General features: G+C 41.4%; 18 protein-coding genes. 13 read left to right on the forward strand and 5 right to left on the reverse strand.

The genetic code is table 11. The features are described from left to right. Positions 1 to 40: 40 nt before the first annotated feature. The 4 genes from AHMF7605_RS16130 to AHMF7605_RS16145 all read left to right on the forward strand — a co-directional run bounded on the left by AHMF7605_RS16130 (position 41) and on the right by AHMF7605_RS16145 (position 5,752). Positions 41 to 2,764: a PAS domain-containing protein gene (locus AHMF7605_RS16130; protein WP_106931045.1), complete on the forward strand. Its 2,724-nt coding sequence runs from the start codon at positions 41 to 43 to the stop codon at positions 2,762 to 2,764. Then, on the forward strand, positions 2,761 to 3,210 hold the full coding sequence (locus tag AHMF7605_RS16135) for a response regulator (RefSeq protein ID WP_106931047.1): 450 nt from the start codon (positions 2,761 to 2,763) through the stop codon (positions 3,208 to 3,210). Before AHMF7605_RS16130 ends, AHMF7605_RS16135 begins: the two co-directional genes overlap by 4 nt. 106 nt (positions 3,211 to 3,316) lie before the next feature. Next, a complete protein-coding gene (locus AHMF7605_RS16140; protein WP_106931049.1) occupies positions 3,317 to 3,847 on the forward strand; it encodes a DUF421 domain-containing protein in 531 nt (176 codons plus the stop codon). Positions 3,848 to 4,042: 195 nt separating this feature from the next. Continuing rightward, on the forward strand, positions 4,043 to 5,752 hold the full coding sequence (locus AHMF7605_RS16145) for a M28 family metallopeptidase (RefSeq protein WP_106931051.1): 1,710 nt from the start codon (positions 4,043 to 4,045) through the stop codon (positions 5,750 to 5,752). Between the two features lie 331 nt (positions 5,753 to 6,083). Here the strand turns inward: AHMF7605_RS16145 and AHMF7605_RS16150 are convergent, their stop codons facing one another. From AHMF7605_RS16150 to AHMF7605_RS16165, 4 genes are read right to left on the reverse strand one after another with little or no spacing between them, the layout of a single operon-like run. After that, on the reverse strand, positions 6,084 to 6,839 hold the full coding sequence (locus AHMF7605_RS16150; RefSeq protein WP_106931053.1) for a hypothetical protein: 756 nt from the start codon (positions 6,837 to 6,839) through the stop codon (positions 6,084 to 6,086). 2 nt (positions 6,840 to 6,841) lie between these two features. Beyond that, positions 6,842 to 7,618 (reverse strand): ABC transporter permease subunit, encoded by a 777-nt coding sequence (locus tag AHMF7605_RS16155; protein ID WP_106931055.1) that lies wholly within the window; start codon positions 7,616 to 7,618, stop codon positions 6,842 to 6,844. After that, the gene (locus AHMF7605_RS16160) at positions 7,593 to 8,510 is read right to left on the reverse strand and encodes an ABC transporter ATP-binding protein (RefSeq protein WP_106931057.1); all 918 of its coding nucleotides are present in this window, start codon (positions 8,508 to 8,510) and stop codon (positions 7,593 to 7,595) included. The genes AHMF7605_RS16155 and AHMF7605_RS16160 overlap by 26 nt, the downstream gene beginning before the upstream one ends. Next, positions 8,498 to 8,908 (reverse strand): GntR family transcriptional regulator, encoded by a 411-nt coding sequence (locus tag AHMF7605_RS16165; RefSeq protein ID WP_106931059.1) that lies wholly within the window; start codon positions 8,906 to 8,908, stop codon positions 8,498 to 8,500. Before AHMF7605_RS16165 ends, AHMF7605_RS16160 begins: the two co-directional genes overlap by 13 nt. Positions 8,909 to 9,176: 268 nt before the next feature. Here AHMF7605_RS16165 and AHMF7605_RS16170 point away from each other — a divergent pair, with 268 nt between their 5' ends. From AHMF7605_RS16170 to AHMF7605_RS16195, 6 genes are all read left to right on the forward strand, one after another. Further along, entirely contained in the window at positions 9,177 to 9,404 is a 228-nt protein-coding gene (locus AHMF7605_RS16170) for a hypothetical protein (protein WP_106931061.1), read from the forward strand. Positions 9,405 to 9,732: 328 nt separating this feature from the next. Next, positions 9,733 to 10,089, forward strand: a complete 357-nt coding sequence (locus tag AHMF7605_RS16175; RefSeq protein WP_106931063.1) for a DUF6152 family protein — start codon at positions 9,733 to 9,735, stop codon at positions 10,087 to 10,089. A 3-nt stretch (positions 10,090 to 10,092) separates the two neighbouring features. After that, positions 10,093 to 10,566, forward strand: a complete 474-nt coding sequence (locus AHMF7605_RS16180; protein ID WP_106931065.1) for a DUF6644 family protein — start codon at positions 10,093 to 10,095, stop codon at positions 10,564 to 10,566. Between the two features lie 149 nt (positions 10,567 to 10,715). Next, entirely contained in the window at positions 10,716 to 12,125 is a 1,410-nt protein-coding gene (gene aspA / locus AHMF7605_RS16185) for an aspartate ammonia-lyase (RefSeq protein WP_106931068.1), read from the forward strand. A gap of 114 nt (positions 12,126 to 12,239) precedes the next feature. Further along, positions 12,240 to 13,028, forward strand: a complete 789-nt coding sequence (gene cas6, locus AHMF7605_RS16190; protein ID WP_106931070.1) for a CRISPR-associated endoribonuclease Cas6 — start codon at positions 12,240 to 12,242, stop codon at positions 13,026 to 13,028. A 152-nt stretch (positions 13,029 to 13,180) separates the two neighbouring features. After that, positions 13,181 to 13,396, forward strand: a complete 216-nt coding sequence (locus tag AHMF7605_RS16195) for a DUF433 domain-containing protein (RefSeq protein WP_106931072.1) — start codon at positions 13,181 to 13,183, stop codon at positions 13,394 to 13,396. Between the two features lie 4 nt (positions 13,397 to 13,400). Here AHMF7605_RS16195 and AHMF7605_RS29775 read toward each other — a convergent pair whose 3' ends face one another. Further along, positions 13,401 to 13,547, reverse strand: a complete 147-nt coding sequence (locus AHMF7605_RS29775; RefSeq protein ID WP_158267526.1) for a hypothetical protein — start codon at positions 13,545 to 13,547, stop codon at positions 13,401 to 13,403. 366 nt (positions 13,548 to 13,913) lie between these two features. Between AHMF7605_RS29775 and AHMF7605_RS16200 the strand changes: the two genes are divergently transcribed. From AHMF7605_RS16200 to cas5b, 3 genes are all read left to right on the forward strand, one after another. Continuing rightward, a complete protein-coding gene (locus AHMF7605_RS16200) occupies positions 13,914 to 15,743 on the forward strand; it encodes a hypothetical protein (protein ID WP_146153605.1) in 1,830 nt (609 codons plus the stop codon). Between the two features lie 5 nt (positions 15,744 to 15,748). After that, a complete protein-coding gene (locus AHMF7605_RS16205; protein WP_106931076.1) occupies positions 15,749 to 16,684 on the forward strand; it encodes a type I CRISPR-associated protein Cas7 in 936 nt (311 codons plus the stop codon). Positions 16,685 to 16,758: 74 nt separating this feature from the next. Next, positions 16,759 to 17,535, forward strand: a complete 777-nt coding sequence (gene cas5b / locus AHMF7605_RS16210; protein ID WP_106931078.1) for a type I-B CRISPR-associated protein Cas5b — start codon at positions 16,759 to 16,761, stop codon at positions 17,533 to 17,535. Positions 17,536 to 17,538: the final 3 nt, after the last annotated feature.

Here is a 17,538-nt window from a genome sequence, read left to right on the forward strand (position 1 = left end):
CGTATGCTGGGCTGCAAGGCAAAGCGTACTTTTATCTTTTATGACTTCAACCAAAGCTGGGGCAACTATCGATTTAGCATTGCTCTTTCATTCTCTCCCGGGTTTATACCTTATTCTGAATACCGATTTAAACATTATAGCGGTTAGCAATGCTTATTTAAAAGCCACTTTAACCAAGCGGGAAGATATTGTTAATCGATACGTTTTCGATGTATTCCCGGAAAACCCAGCGGCTTCGGATGTTCACGCAGTGGGAAATTTACATGAATCGCTCCAAAAAGTTATTCAGCAGAAAAAAACGCATCGGATGGGGACGCAACGCTACGATATTCAAAGACCAGCGGAACGAGGAGGTGGGTTTGATAAGCGGTATTGGAAAGTTCGGAATAAACCAGTTGTAAATGCCAACGGCGAATTGCAGTACATTGTTCATCAGGTAAAAGACGTAACCCGTTACCACTTAGAAATGCAAGCGCATTGGCGGAACGAAGAATTACTGCACGTAGCCCTGCAAATGATTAATGACGTTATCTGGGATTGGAATTTACTGAATAATAAACTTAAATGGAGTGAAGGTTTTAACACCCGGTTTGGTTACCATAAAGAAGAAATTGAAACTACTATAGACTCTTGGTACTCCCGCGTTCATCCGGAAGATGCAGCGCGCGTTGAGCACAGCGTACAAAACGTCATTCAACATGGTCTGGAAGTCTGGAGCGATGTATACCGCTTTAAACGGAAAGATGGTTCCTACGCCGAAATTCTGGACCGGGGCTTTGTACTGCGCGATGGCAACCAGAAACCCTATCGTATGATTGGGGCCATGATTGATATGAGCGAAGCCAAACAAGCAGAGCAAGAAGCCCGGCAAAATGCGACCCGCTTTAATAGCTTAATGGAAGCATTGCCCATCATGACCTGGACTGCTCTGCCTACCGGCGAAGTAAACTATTATAATCAACGTTGGTCGGAATATCTGGGCGTATCGCAACAAAAAATATTAGAACTTGGCTGGGAAAATTACATCCATCCGGATGATAAAGCTATCACGCATAGTAAATGGCAGCATGCCCTAGCTACCGGCACTAACTTAGAGATAGAAAACCGTTGGCGGTCCGCTAACAGCAATGAGTACCGTTGGTTTTTGGTTCGGGCTGTACCCATCCACGACGAAAAAGACCAGATTACTCTTTGGGTTGGCTCCCACACTGACATTGAGGTACACAAGCGATTTCAGGAAGAGCTACAAATTCGCGACGAAAAATTACAACGTATCCTAAGCCAGGCCCCCGCGCATTTCTGTTTAGTAAAAGGACCGGATCAGATTATTGACCTGGCAACGCCCGGAATTCAGCAACTTTTTGGCAACCGCGAATGCCTTGGATTACCCATTGCCACTGCCTGGCCCGAGATCGAGGAACAAGGTTTAACCCGGCTAATGAAGCAAGTTTACTCTAGTGGCGAGGCCCTAATTTTTCGGGAAACCAAAGTAATGGTAGATCGCCATAACGAAGGCCAATTACAAGAAGGATATTTTAGCTTTACTTATCAGCCTTTCCGGGACAGCCATGGTACCATTGAGGGAGTATTAATTTTAGCTATTGAAGTAACCGGCCAAGTACTGGCGAAACAGCAAGCCGAATTGTTAACGGAACAGCTGCGGACGGAAAAAGAACGTTTTGAATTTCTGGCCGAAACCATCCCGCAATTTATCTGGACAACGGACGCACAAGGTTACCACGAGTATTTTAACCAACGCTGGATTGATTATACGGGCTACAATGTAGAAGACAGTAAAGGCACCGAAATGTGGAACAATTTACTGCATCCTGATGACCGAGAACGGTCGCGGATTCGCTGGGAACATTCGCTGCGCACCGGCGAATTTTACGAAGTGGAGTACCGCTTTAAAAGTAAAACCGGAAACTACCGCTGGTTCTTAGGTCAGGCTACTCCCATGTACGATGCCAATGGTACCATTACCAAATGGTTTGGCACCTGCACCGATATAGAAGAAAAAAAACGAGCCGAAGAAGAATTACTGGCTATTAACCAGGAACTGCGCAAGACAAACGAAGATTTAGATAGTTTTGTCTATACCGCTTCGCACGATTTAAAACTACCCATTATTAGTATGTCGCGCATTTTTAGTGAACTTACCCAGTCAGCCCAGTTTACCGCCCCGGATGCCGAACTTTTAATAACCATGTTTCATAAATCGCTGGATCAGCTTCATACAACTATCCGGGACTTAGCTGATATCGTACAGGTACAAAAAAATTTAGATCAACATCAGGAAATTACCTCGCTGGCTGAAATTACCCAAGAGGTTCAACTAAGCATTCAGGATATGATTAAAGAATCGGATGCCCAAATTATTAGTCATTTTGCTACCGTTCCAACTATTTACTTTTCGCGCGTTAATCTTAAAAGTATTATTTATAACCTGCTGAGCAACGCAATAAAATACCGTTCTCCGCACCGGAATCCCATAATTACCATTAAATCAGATAAAGAAAATGAATTTACCGTGCTAACCGTACAGGATAATGGTTTAGGTATTAACTTAGAGCGGCACAAAGGCAAATTATTTCAAATGTTTAAGCGCTTTCACAACCACGTAACCGGTTCCGGAATTGGCTTATACATCATAAACCGGATTGTCCAGAACAATGGCGGACGCATAGAAGTAACCAGCGAAGTAGATGCCGGCACCACGTTTAAAGTATACTTAAAGAACCAGGATAGAACCCATAGCACATGAGAAAAATTATACCTTTAAATTTAATAATGCTGGTGGATGACGACGATACCACCAATTACTTAAATCATCGTCTGCTAACTCAAATGAATGCTGCTCGCCATATTAAGGTGGTGAAAGACGGGGAAAAAGCTTTCGAATACTTGACTCATGCTTGCGATAAAGCGAACCATGCCACCCACCCCTGCCCGGACTTAATTTTTATGGATATTAAAATGCCGGTAATGGATGGTTTTGAGTTTCTGGAAATGTACGAACAAGCAGATCTGGCGCTTAAAAATAAGGTTACCATTTTAATGTTAACTTCCTCGGCTAGTTTTTACGACTTGGAGCGTTTAAAAAAATACGAGGCCGTTAAAAAGCATTATTCTAAAGCTCTTACCGAAGCCGACGTTAAAGAAATATTAACCGAGTATTTCCCGAACCACATTACCGTTGCAGAAAACTAACCAAAGCCGGGCGGTTCTTTCTGCGCTTGGTTACCAATTTGTACCAGCAATAAACTTTTTCCTTCACCTTTTATTTAGATCTGTTTTATTATAATTTAATTGGTAAATGGATCTAGAACAAAATACCTACCTGCAAATTGTATATCGGGCGGTAGCGGTGTATGTATTTATTATTCTGGCTATCCGGTTATTCGGCAAAAAAGAACTTAGCCAGTTATCCGTCATCGACCTGGTATTTATTTTACTCATCAGCAATGCCGTACAAAATGCCATGGTCGGTCCCGATACTACTCTAAGCGGTGGACTAATGGCTGCTGGCGCCTTGTTTTTAACCAATTATATCTTAAAGCTAGTAGTTTACCAATCGAAGACCTGGAGTAAATTTTTACAAGGCGAACCGGTAATGCTTATTTACAAAGGCCGGGTAAAAGAAGCTAATCTGCGTAAAGTGCATCTGTCGAAAGCCGAATTAGAGGGCGCGGCCCGGGAGCACGGCGTGGAAGACCTTAGCGAAGTGGATTTAGCGGTTTTAGAAATTGATGGTAATATTAGCATTCTGACGCACGATTTCCGGCAGAAGCATATTACCCAGCGTAAAATTGCCGCGAAGCAAACCCAAAATAATTCCGACGGTTAAAATTACTAGCACCCTAAAGAAATAATGCTTCTATTAAATTTTACCAGAATTTATGCATGTGGCTCGTTAAGTTTATGACTTAAAACGGTATTACGAGCTGGCAACAAGCCGGTCAGGCCATGGTAAAGCAGCGTAATTTTTATTTTAATTTTGCTCTGTAGCGTTTAGTATTACGTAGATCTTTTTAACCAGTTTATGAAAAAAATCTTTCTTTTAACGATTGCTGGCTTACCGTTATTATTTAGCTGCAGCGAAAATAATCGTCAACCCACTGCCGAAACTAATACTGCCATCACGGAAGCCATTCAGCCGGCTCTTACCAGTTTTACCGCTGATGCTATTCTAAAACATACGAAAGTATTAGCATCTGATGCCTACGAAGGCCGGGCTCCGGGTACTAAAGGCGAAGATTCTACGGTGGCTTACCTGACCCGCCAGTTTAAACAACTTGGATTAGCGCCCGGCAACCCGAATGGTACTTACATCCAGGATGTACCGCTTTACGGTTTTGCCGCGCAGCCTACCGCTTCTTTTACGGCGAATGGCAAGAAAATTAATCTTTCTTTTCCCAACGATTACGTGGCTTTTTCGCACCAATACAAACCCCGCGTTACCGTTACTAACTCCGATATGGTATTTGTGGGTTACGGGATTGTAGCCCTCGAATACGGTTGGGACGATTACAAAGGCGTGGATGTAAAAGGCAAAACTATTGTGATGTTAATTAACGACCCACCTATTCCGGATGGCAGTGATACCTCGAAACTGGATGGGAAGCTGTTTGGCGGCCGGGCCATGACGTATTACGGCCGCTGGACCTACAAATACGAAATTGCCTCGGAAAAAGGAGCGGCCGCCGCCATTATTATTCACGAAACTGGTCCGGCTGGTTACCCTTATGAAGTAGTATCGGGCAGTAACAGCCGCGAAAACGTCGATATTCAGACTCCCGATAAAAATGCCGGGCAGGTAGCGGTAAAAAGCTGGATTACCACCGATAAAGCAAAAGAGTTATTGGCCGCTTCGGGGCAGGATTTTGCCGCGCTTAAAAAAATGGCTCTTCAAAAAGATTTTAAACCGGTAGCTTTACCGGCCAAAGCCAACTTCGATTTAAAACTGACCTTGCGCGAGCTGAAAAGCCGGAATGTGATTGCTAAATTAGAAGGCTCCGATCCAAAGTTAAAAAACGAATTCGTGGTTTATACCGCCCACTGGGACCACCTGGGCAAAGACCCTAAACTTACCGGCGACCAGATTTACAATGGCGCTCTCGATAATGCTACCGGTACGGCTGGCTTACTCGAATTGGCCGAAGCGTATAAAAAATTACCGGAAACGCCTAAACGCAGCATCTTGTTTTTGGCGGTAACCTCCGAAGAAAAAGGTTTATTAGGCTCTAAGTATTACGCGGCCAACCCTTTGTACCCCCTTAATAAAACTTTGGCGGATATTAACATGGATGTACTCAACGCGTACGGCCGTACTAAAGATGTGATTATTATTGGCTATGGTAATTCTACTTTAGATGATATTTTGGCCCAGGCGGCGCAAACCCAAAGCCGGAAAATAGTGCCAGAAGCCACCCCGGAAAAAGGCTCTTTCTACCGTTCGGATCATTTCGAGTTTGCCAAACAAGGCGTACCGGCGCTTTATGCTGAATCCGGCGAAGAAGCGGTAGATAAGCCGCAAGATTATTTCCGGAAAAAAGCCGAAGCTTATACTGCCAACGATTACCATAAAGTAACGGACGATGTTAAAACGGATTGGGATTTTTCCGGCGCCATCCAAGATTTACAACTGTACTTTATAGTAGGCTACGACGTAGCGCAAGGCAATACTTACCCCGAATGGAAACCTGGTACCGAATTTAAAGCTAAACGCGAAGCCACGTTAAAAGTACAGTAAGACTGTTATTAATAAATCTAAAATGCAGTTAAACCCAGCAGGCTTTGGAAACATTATTGTCCGAAACCGGGGTCTGGAGAATTAAAATAAAATTTATCCCACTCTCTCAAGTTATCCTGGAAGGATCTAACCAGTTAAAAGCAATGGCCGTAGCTAAACCAGTCCCGCCATTATTTACTTTTAGCAAGTAATGCCCGATTTTACGGCGGGCCTTTCTTCTTTTCTGCCGGTTAGATTCTTCCAGGATAACGGAAGAGAGAATAGATCATACAGCAGTTTGTAAGGTTTCGGATAATCCTGATTTGATTATATAAATTAAAATTGCTATAGCCTAAAAATCTTTCCTTAAAAGAATCTTTTCTATTATAAAATAAAAAGAACTCCCTAAGACCAGGCAAGCTACCGTGCCCACCCAATTAATACCATTCTGAAATAAAAAGTTGTCGTTGCTCAGGTAACCGGCTCCGGTCATGTAATTAAAAATATTGAACGGCTTAAAAAACGGGAATTTAGAAACAAAGAAAAGAGTAACCATAATACCTACTCCTACGGTGGGCACTACTAGTTCCTTCGAGATAAACAAAGACAGAAATACGCCTAAAATCATAAACAAAACCCCACCGGTGCTCATCAAGAAACTAAATAACAAAGCATCTTTTAACGGATAAGTAAAATGATAAATCGTGGCTAAACCTGGAATGAGTACAACCGGAACGAATGCCAAAAGAACCATCTCGATTATTGCCACAATAATTTTAGAGCGGAATAATAATTTGCGATGCAAAGGCAAGGCCAGGGTAAACAACGCACTACCATTTTGTTTTTCGTGCATTAAGCCCCCCAACCCAAAAATAAAACACGAGAAAATAAACATGGTTAATAAATAACCTTTGTATAAAAGCACCCACACGTATTGGGTAAAAACCAGGTGCTTCGCAGGATAGTTGGCGGAATAGTCCGAAATAAATTTTTCGGAACGATTGATAGTAAAAAAAATAATCACCGCAATAATCAGAACCGACGAAAAAAATTTCGTCCGGCTTTCCAACCAGTTCTTATATAACAGGATGCCTAAATAATTCTGCATAATCAAAAGTCCCGTTTTTTAATAATCTGAAAGGATAGCAACAGTAAACTACTTCCCGCAAAAAAACAACCGATTAATGCCTGCCAGGTGAAAAATGCGGGTTTGTTACTTTTTCCGGCCATCAGGGATTGTAGATCGAAAAGGCGGAGCCAGTAAGCTTTGGGAATATTTTCGGTATCCGGCGGATAAACGACATAAAAAACAATGATTAACCCTAACATAATCAAAAAAGGTAAAACATCGGTTTTTATAATGGTATTCATAAATACACCTAAAGCGTAGAATACCATGCCGCCTAAAATAAAATAACAAGCATGAACTAAAGCCTCTTCCAAAGGGTAACTCCTACCCGTAAAAAATGAAAAAAACGGAATAATAAAAACGGGTACCAACGCTAATACCACTATTTCAGAGAAGCTGACGGCAATTCTTTGCAGAAAAAGTTGCTTCCGGGTTACCGGCAACGCAAGCGTGAATAAAGAGCTTCCTTGCTCATACTCATTCTTGATACCGCCCAGCGATAAGATTACGGCAAAAATTACCCAGATATTCTGCAAAAGGTAATTATAAAGAAAGTGCCAGATAAAGTAACGATAATCGGCTATGGCCAGGGGCATCCACCAGGGATCTTCCCACTCCGGATGCAATTGCTTATCAAGCGCCCATTGCGCAAGAATCATGGGTTGCCCCAGAACAAAAAACATACTCACCGCTACTACGAAAACTAAACCAATAAAAAAGCGGGTTTTAGTTTCAAGCCAAATCTTGTAGAGCAACATCTTCTTCAATAGCTTTTAAATTTTCTAAAAAAATATCTTTCAGACTTAAGTCGATGATTTCCAAAGAAAGTGGTTGCAGTTTGCTTATTTGGGCTATAATTGGACCGGTTGGTCCTTTTACCAACAACATCACCCAATTGCCTTCCTGAGTTACACTTTTAATGCCGGGCAGGTTAAAAAGAGCCCGAGGTGGTGAAAAAGTAAAGTAAAGTTTGATTTGCTTGTAATTACTTTTTAATTCATCTAATGGAGCTAATTCGATCCGTTTTCCGCGGTGAAGCATTAGAATGGTATCGGCTACTTGTTCTACTTCGTAAACCTGATGGGAGGAAAAAAGTACGGTTTTTCCTTCTGCGGCCAGGGTAACCAAGAGCTTTAACACTTTTTCGTTATTTACCGGGTCTAATCCTTCCGAAGGTTCATCCAGAATAAGTATTTCTGCGTTCCGGCAAACTCCTAGAATGAGAGCCGTTTGGGTGCGCATGCCTTTCGATAATTTGCTTATTTTTCGGTCAATCGGTAACCTAAACTCCTGTAGTAAATGCTTTTCTAAATCTTCGCGCCAGTTCGGAAAAAATGATTTGGTAAAGCGGATAATTTGGCCCACGGTCATGTAATCGTATAAGCGTTTATCTTCGGCTACGTAGGCTACTCGTTTTCTTATTTCTAAGCTATCTTCTTCTTTATCTATGGCGTAACCTAAAATATTTCCACTGCCTTCGGTTGGTTTTACCATACCCAATAACATTTTAATAGTAGTACTTTTACCGGCCCCATTTTGCCCTAAGAACCCACAAATACTGCCCCGTTGTACGGAGAAGCTTAAATGATCGACAGCCGAAACATTTTGATAGAGCTTGGTTAAATTTTTAACGGTAATTACTTCTTCCATGCGGCTTCTTTTAAATAGTTGGTTTCTTTTTTAAGCAGTTCGGCTTCCATTATTCTTCTAATTTCAGGAGTACTTAATCCTTTGCTGAGCAACCGCTCAATAATTTTTTGGATAGACAGCGCTCCCTGAGAAATTATTTCGGCTTTGGAAATACTAGCTCGCTTACCGGTGATAAAAGCGCCGGTACCGTGATGAATTTCAATTACTCCTTCGGTTTCTAATTCTTTGTAAATTTTAATAACCGTATTTGGATTAATTACCAGCTGTTCTGCCAAAACCCGAACACTAGGCAATTGATCGCCGGCTTGAATAGCTCCTAATTCAACAGCATGAATAATTTGTTCTTTCACCTGTACATAAATAGGAATACCCGAAGTAAGATTAGGTTTGGTAAACATCAACTGTTCTATTGTTATATAACAGTATAAATGTAGAAGTAAAATTGAATAAAAAAAGTATTCCGAAATATTTTTTTATTTAGCCGAGAAAGTTGTCTAAATCAGACTTCTAAGAAGCCTATTTATAAAATCCGAAGTTTGCCTGTTAGTATATGTTTGATAGTTTTGTCCGCACTTTAAAATAAAATTCCTGGAGTGTTCGGGTTACTTTTTGGGCAATAAAGTATTAAGTACAACAATTGAAAATCATTACTTTTAATAAAGGATTATGAAAAATCTATCAAAAATCACGGTTTTAGCGTTTGCCGCTCTTTCCTTTACTTTTGCTTCCTGCGATTCTAAAAAAGCAGAGAATGCCGAAACTACTACTGAAAGCGCAGTTGATGCGGCGGGCGCTGAATTAGATTCGGCCACTACCCCAAGTGAAGGTGATACGGCTGTAGTACAAGACCAACCTGTACAAGATGGCGTAGTTGATTCTACTGGCACAAAATAAGGAAATGTACTATTTTGGAGAGCCTTGCTTCTTACCGGGAGCAAGGCTTTTTTGTTTTTACCCCAACTTTAAAAGCGATAGTACCAAGCAGAAAATGATTCATAATTGTTATAAAAATAAGTCAGGAGAAATACTTATTTTACGATAAATTTTACCCAGAGAACGTACAATATAATTTGTCAAATACGCGCAGAATATTATTTAGAATTTATTTTCTCTTCGGTATCCCTTTTACTAATTATAAAATTTCGCTGCTTACTGCAACATACTTTATGGTATCAGGTAGTCGTTTTAATAGAAAGTATTTTTCACTAAATCTTTATCAGCCATGCTTTTATTCCGGAATAGTTTTGTTGCTTTTATTCTTTTAGTAATTACTTCTTTCACCCTTTACCACCACGGTTGGGCCGATTACGATCAGGATAAAGTAATTGATTTTACGGGTCCGATTCAGGAATTTACTTTCGAGAACCCACACGCTATAGCCAAGGTAAAACAAGACAAAAAAGTCTGGACGGTAGTTTTGGCCCCCACCAGCCGCATGCAGGAACGGGGAGTGCCCACAGCTAAACTAGTTAAAGGCAGTCAACTGCACGTGGTAGGCTATCCGCACAAAGAAAAGAAAGAGGAAATGCGGGCCGAGCGAATTTTCGTAAACGGGACAAAATACGAGCTGCGCCGCTAAAATATGATACACTGGCTAACCTGGTTGGAGCATAGTGCCTTCGCTGTTGTTATTCGCCGGTCGTCGTGGTTGTACCCTGCTCTCGAAATAGTCCATATTGTAGGTATTGCTTTGCTGGTCGGGGCAGCTTTCCTTTTCGACTTGCGGTTACTAGGCTTCTCCCGGCATTTACCGGTAAGGGGGTTAGCCAATCACCTGCTTACCTGGTCCCGGCGCGGACTTATCTTAATCATACCTTCCGGATTTCTCCTTTTTAGTACCAACGCCATTGCCTTGGGCCAGGATATTACATTTTATATAAAAATGGCATTGCTAGGGCTGGCCGGGGTAAATGCCTGGGCGTTTCATGCCTATTTTCCTAAAATAAGAAATCCGGATAAAAACTATTTTCTTCCCTTTCGCGCCAAACTGGCGGCCGTTTGTTCTATTATTCTCTGGATCGCTGTTATTGCCTGCGGCCGTTTGCTGGCTTATTAAACAATATCGTTTGACTGCTAGTGGGAGCTAGTTAAGTAAGTAAACTATTGTATCTAAGTATGAGACTAAATAAAGATTAAAACGTATGGAAACCATTTTAAAACGTATAAGATATTCCTTTTATCAATAGACCGAACTAAAGCTACTTTATGAACAACACGCGCATTGAGCACGACTTTATTGGCGAAAAAGAAATTCCAGCCGAAGTTTATTATGGGGTACAAACCCTTCGCGCCCTCGAAAATTTTAATATTACCGGCCAGCGTATTTCGCAGGAACCGTTTTTTGTGCAGGCCTTGGCTTACGTAAAAAAAGGAGCCGCTCTGGCTAACCGCGACTTAGGCGTACTGGACCCGCAAATTGCCGAATTTATTAGTAAAGCCTGCGATCAACTGATTGCCGGTAAGTATTTAGATCAGTTTCCTTCGGATATGATTCAGGGCGGCGCCGGTACGTCTGTAAACATGAACGCCAACGAAGTTATCGCCAACGTGGCGTTGGAAATGATGGGACACGCCAAAGGCGAATACCAATATTGCCATCCCAATAACCACGTTAATTTTTCGCAATCTACCAACGATGCCTACCCAACGGCTTTCCGGATTGCCTTACTGAATAAACTAACGGCCTATACGCAATCTCTTACCGCTTTATCGGCGGCCTTTGAAGCCAAAGGCGTGGAATTTAAAAATGTGCTGAAGATGGGTCGCACGCAACTCCAGGACGCGGTTCCCATGTCGATGGGCGACGAGTTTAAAGGTTTTGCCAATACGCTCGCCGAAGAAGTAGGCCGCCTGGAAGATGCCAAGCAACTGATTGCCGAAATTAACATGGGCGCTACCGCCATTGGCACCGCGGTAAATGCGCCGGCCGGTTACCCCGAGCTGGTAACCAAATACTTAGCCGAAATAACCGGCCTGCCTCTGTATCTGGCTCCCGATTTAATTGAAGCTACTTCCGACACGGGCGCGTACGTACAACTTTCCGGGGTTTTAAAGCGCACGGCCGTAAAAATATCTAAAATCTGCAACGATTTACGCTTGCTTTCGTCGGGCCCGCGCACCGGTTTGTTCGAGATTAGTTTGCCGCAAATGCAGCCGGGTTCTTCTATTATGCCGGGCAAAGTAAATCCGGTCATTCCGGAGGTGGTAAATCAAACCGCTTATTACGTTATTGGGGCGGACCTTACTATTACCTTAGCTGCCGAAGCGGGCCAGCTGCAATTAAACGTGATGGAGCCGGTAATTTCTTTCTCCTTGTTCACTTCTATTACTTACATGACGAACGCCTGCTATACGCTGCGCGAAAAGTGCGTATTGGGTATTGTCGCTAACAGCGCCCGCACCCAGGAAATGGTGATGCATAGCATCGGTATCGTTACTTTACTCAACCCCATTATTGGTTACGAAGCCGCTGCGGCTACCGCCAAAGAAGCCTTACAAACCGGTAAGTCTATCTACCAGATTGTGGTAAAAGAAAGGCAATTGGTTACTCAGGAAAAATGGGATGAGTTGTATTCTTTCGAGAATTTAATCCGGCCGAAATTTGTGCAGGGGTAAAAAACCCGGTAGGTTTTACAAATCTACCGGGTTTGGGGCAATTGAGTGCGTAGTTCTATTCTTTAAAAATACTTATATTCAAAGCTTGAGTAGATCTCACCTTACTTCCCCAAGATGCGCTTTAAATTAGAGTTACGCTTACCCGCTAAAAATAACCTACTTCCACTAAATTATCAATACGAACTCTCCGCCTGGATTTATAAAGTTCTTAATTTAGGCGATGCTTCTTTTAGTACCTGGCTGCATAACCAAGGTTATTTAACGAAGGGCAAGCCTTACAAACTATTTACTTTTTCCCGGCTGCAAGTATCCCAATTTAAAATTCAGCAAGACCGGCTGCAAATCTTAAGCGGTTCGGTTTCGTTGCTCCTTTCTTTTTATACGCCCGTTTCTGCCGAAACTTTTATTACCGGTTTATTTCGGCAGCAGCAATTTTCGTTGGGCGATGCCCAAAGCCGGGTGCCTTTTGAAGTAAGTACCATTCAGGCAGAATCTGGGCCGGAGTTCAACGGTAAGGCCCGGTTCCGGCTGCTTTCGCCGGCTTGCGTGAGTACGTCGCGGTTACAGAACGGTAGAAATATGCCCCTTTACCTCGCGCCGGATGAGGTTAACTTTGCCCCGATCTTTATTCAAAATTTACTACACAAAATAGAAGCCGGGCAGTTAGTCAACAGCGCTTCGGTAACTTTACCTGCCTTAGAGGAAGTACGTTTTACTTTATTAAGTAAGCCCGTTTCTAAGCTTGTTACCATTAAAGCGGGCACCCCGCAGCAAACCAAAGTACGCGGCTATTTATTTGATTTTGCCTTACAAGCGCCCCAAGAACTACTGGAAGCGGGTTATTACGCCGGATTTGGGGAGAAAAACAGTTTGGGATTTGGCTGCGCGGAGGTGCTACCATAAACCGGCGAAGATGAAAAAACCCGGTAGGTTTTGAAAACCTACCGGGTTTGAGGGGGTTATTATATTAAATGTAAATGATATTTTTTATATTTTGTAATATACCTAAAGGATAATTATTCCTAGTCTCAGGTAAATTTTAGCTAAAATGCCGAATGGATTTTTCAAAAATAATTACGCTTGAACCAGGTAAAAGAAGCGGTAAGCCCTGTATTAGAGGAATACGCATTACCGTTTACGATGTTTTAAGTTACTTAGCCTCCGGTATGACCACCGAAGAAATCTTAGAAGATTTTCCGGACTTGAAGAAAGAAGATGTTTTGGCTTGTCTGTCCTATGTAGCTCAAGCCGGCCAGCAAGAAATTAACTAAAGAATTAGTCTTTATCATCCACTGTATTCTTTTTCTTGCCATTCTCTTCTCGTATCTGTTTTATCATTTCCTCACGCGGAAGTGGTTCCGAAATGGCTAAAAGCTCTTTCCAAACTTCATCAGCATTACGGCCTTCAAAGGGGTGAATCAAATTCTGCTTACTGGTAAATTGGATGTATAGTTATAGTAGTCAAATTTTAATATTTTGCTTTAGTGGCCTCTATCTTTATGAGCAAGCGCCCGCAGCTTTTTTAAGGCTTCCTTGCGCCTTAAAGGTTTAGAATATGTATCTAATTCCTGCCAAACTTCTTCTTTGTTTTTGTTTTTAAAGGGATTATTTAGTGGACTGTTCCTTATTAGTTTCCAATATAGGCGGGTCGCATTGCCAACATTTTAAATTTACTTCTTTTTGCAAAATACCCAAAATTAGGTATTGTTAACGAATTGTTTTTTACTCATCTTCAAACCCGGTAGGTTTTCAAAACCTACCGGGTTTATACGCTTACGCAACTTTTACATGATAAGAGAACTAACTAATTTAGTCCATGATTTAGACGACATGAAAAATCATGGACTTAAACCACGGGAAGGACTACATATTTTAGTCGGATTAAATGAGAGCGGAAATTTAGAGATTAAACGTGTCGAGACGTTTAAAAAGAAAGATGACCCTGGTTTGGAGTTTTGGCAAATGTGTGCGGTACGCGACCAGAATGCGTGGTGTATTAATACCGATAAATGTTTGGATTTGCCAGCTAAGGGCATTCAATCGGCCTCTCCTTATTGTTTCGGCCTAAAGAAGGATTCTTTAAAAGGAGGCGAGAAATACCAGAAAGATAAAGTTAAAGTATATGACCGCCTTAATCAATATTTTGATAATGCTATAAAATTCCTGCAAGAGGAGAAAGAAAAGAAGTTAGCTGTTGCTTTCAAAGATTTTTGCAGGCGTTACTTGTCTGCGGAAATTGAAACAACGGAACACTTTGTCAGTCTAAAAGACAATGACTATATCATTTTTTACCTGGATATACCTTTAGAGATATACCAGAAGCCGCACCAGCAATATTTAAAAAAACGGCTATTTAATACAGAGCAGTATAATGTGCCGGGCTTAAACGAAGAAATATTGGGTACTAGTAATTTTTTTAACGGTTATAATTCAAAAAAACTGTTTCTAATGCACCAAACGGCTCCTTTTGAAATTAATGGGCGTATATCGGGTTCAGAAGCTCAGGCCTTATTTCAGTTTGAGAAATTAATTGAACGCGGAGTTTTACCTAACCCGGTACCTATATTTATTCACAAAGAAGAACTTAACCTGAATTTTGGAACTGTTAAGCTTTTTCACGATCAGGATAAAAAAATCGGTTACCGCGAAATTATTCAAAGCATAAAACCCACCGACCGGCAAAATTATTACTTGTTGTTTGTGACGAGAGGCGAAATCAAAGACTTTGATTTTGTAAGCAGCTTTGAATACAATTTAAAAGATGCCAAAACCGGTGACCCCTTCTGGACTATTTACAATTTATTTCACCTGAAGGAAAAAAATAGTAAAGAAGATAAACGCTATCCGGATATAAAAAACATATTTCAGTTTCAAAGCGAAGTAGTACAATATATTTTTAATCGGGCTTTAGTCCGAGAAGATGAGGGGAAATTAGTGATTAAATATTTTGATGAGATTGATGCCAAATATTATTCTGCCGCCACATACTTATTAGTTATGAAATACCGTCAGGCTTTTTACAACTATATTTATAAGTCTAGGCGTGAAGTTATTTCGGGATTAATATTCAAGGATATCATGCTGACCGGTATCCGTGATGACGTAAAGCAGAACAAAGAATTCGGAGCTAAAGAAAAACTAAATATTTACTTCAGCCTCAATCACCATTTTGATAATACCAATTCAAACTTCAATGGGAATTATATGCCAGATAAATTAGACGAACTGTTTCAGAAAACCATGGAAATTGCCGATAGTAAAGAACGCGTGGCTTTAAGCGACGAGACCGAATTTGCTTATATCTCCGGGCAGATGATAAATTTTTTGCTTGACCAAAGTGAATCGGCGAATCCTACGCATGCTTTGCTGGAGCCATTTCTACAAAAAACCAGCCGCGAGCTGTTCGTGGATGAAATTGTAAAAGTTTTTAATCGCTACAAACATAACATTGACCGGAAAGGAACAGGCAGGGTGAGCCGCTTACTACGGGAAATCTTAGGCTTTGACCGCCCGGTTGATATAAAGAAATATATGTCTTTTATTCTGGCGGGCTATTTCAGCCCATCATTCCGCTTTACTAAATCTGTAGAAAAACAACCTGACACCATAGAAAAATAACCTTCATGAGTAACTCCTATACCCGCCGCGCTTATGGCTGCACCATCATCAAAAGTATTAATTCTAATTTTAATGCTGATTTCTCCCATCAGCCCCGCACGTTACCTGATGGAGTTGTTTATGCTACGGACAAAGCCTTAAAATACACGGTGAAAAATTACCTGAAAAACAATTATTCTGGTGATAAGATATTTTACTTTAAAACTTTTAATGACAATATGAATCCGCGCACGTTGGATGAAACATATGAAAGCTTGTTAGAAAAGTACCCGGAAACAAAAGGCAAAGAAAAGGATAATACTTTAAGGTTAACGGTATTAGGTAATCTCTTAAAATGCTTAGACATTCGTTTGTTCGGCGCAACCTTTGCGGGTAAAACTAATATTTCCATTCACGGTCCTTTGCAAATAACTCATGGCATTAATCGATTTCCTAAGAATGATATATATTCCGAACAAATCATGTCGCCGTTCCGGAACCCCGGCGAAGAAGGTAAAGATGAAAAAGGTGCGGCTACTTTAGGTTCACAATCTAAACTAAGGGAAGGACATTATGTTTTTCATTTTTCGGTAAACCCGCAGAATATTGCCGAACACGTGAAAAGGCTTAACGGCAGCGGAACGGAACTCAGCACCGATGATATTGCCAAAGCTAAAGAAGCTCTACGGCGTGGCGCTACTTATTATGATTCGGCTTCTAAAGCCGGCTCGGAGAACGAGTTGCTGCTTTGGGTAGAATTAAAAGAAAAATCCAAAGCAGTGCTGCCCTCTTTTATAGATTTAGTAACTGTTGGCGAAGATGGCACCATAGATTTAAGCGGTGTAACTACCTTATTAAACTCCGAACATATTCAGGACGAAGTGGAAACCGTAGAACTTTATTTTAATCCAGGCACAAAGCTTACTGGTCTTCCGCAAAACGCCAATACAGCTAATTTATAAGTTTATCTTCCCAAACCCGGTAGGTTTTAAAAACCTACCGGGTTTTACCTCTTCGCTAACCTACCATCAAGCTTATGCAAACAGTTCTATCTTTCGATTTGGAAAGTAATTTTGGTTTTTTTAAGAAGCCGGATATTAACGATAACAAGCGGGCGCCTTACTTAACCTACAACATATTGCATAAACCCGCCCTGTTGGGAATATTAGGCGCTATTATCGGGCTGAAAGGTTTTGAGCGGCGCGGCGAATTACCGGAATACTATCAGCAGTTAAAGCACCTACAAACTGGAATCCAGCCTCTTAACCACCAACAAGGTAATTTTACCAAAACCCTGGTAAAGTATAATAATAGCGTAGGCTATGCAAGCCAAGAAGAAGGAGGCAATCTAATTGTAACCGAAACCATGCTTATCCGGCCAGCGTACCGGTGTTACGTTGCCCTTAATACCGCCCACGAGCCGGAGGCAAAGCTGCACAAATATTTACTAAACCAACAAGCAGAGTTTATTCCCTATTTAGGCAAAAACGAATTTACGGCTTGGTGGCAAAACGTGCAGGAATATCCTTACCAACCTTTTAACGCCCAAGCAAATTTCAAGTTACTGAACCTGTTCCAAAAACCGGTTTTGGATTCGGCAGTCAGCAAAATCATCATTCAGGCTTCGGGGCGAAATTACAGCGAAACCAGGGATTTATTTCTTTATTTCGAGCGACTGCCTAGTGCCTACGATGAAATTTTGTTGCAGTACACATTATCAGATTATGTATTTACTAACGCATTATTTCCGAAAGAAACTTCTTTTCCTGGTTTATTTGCGCTATCCGCTACAGAAGCTGTTCAACTTAATTAAATC

The organism is Adhaeribacter arboris (assembly GCF_003023845.1).
GTDB classification, from domain to species: Bacteria; Bacteroidota; Bacteroidia; order Cytophagales; family Hymenobacteraceae; genus Adhaeribacter; species Adhaeribacter arboris.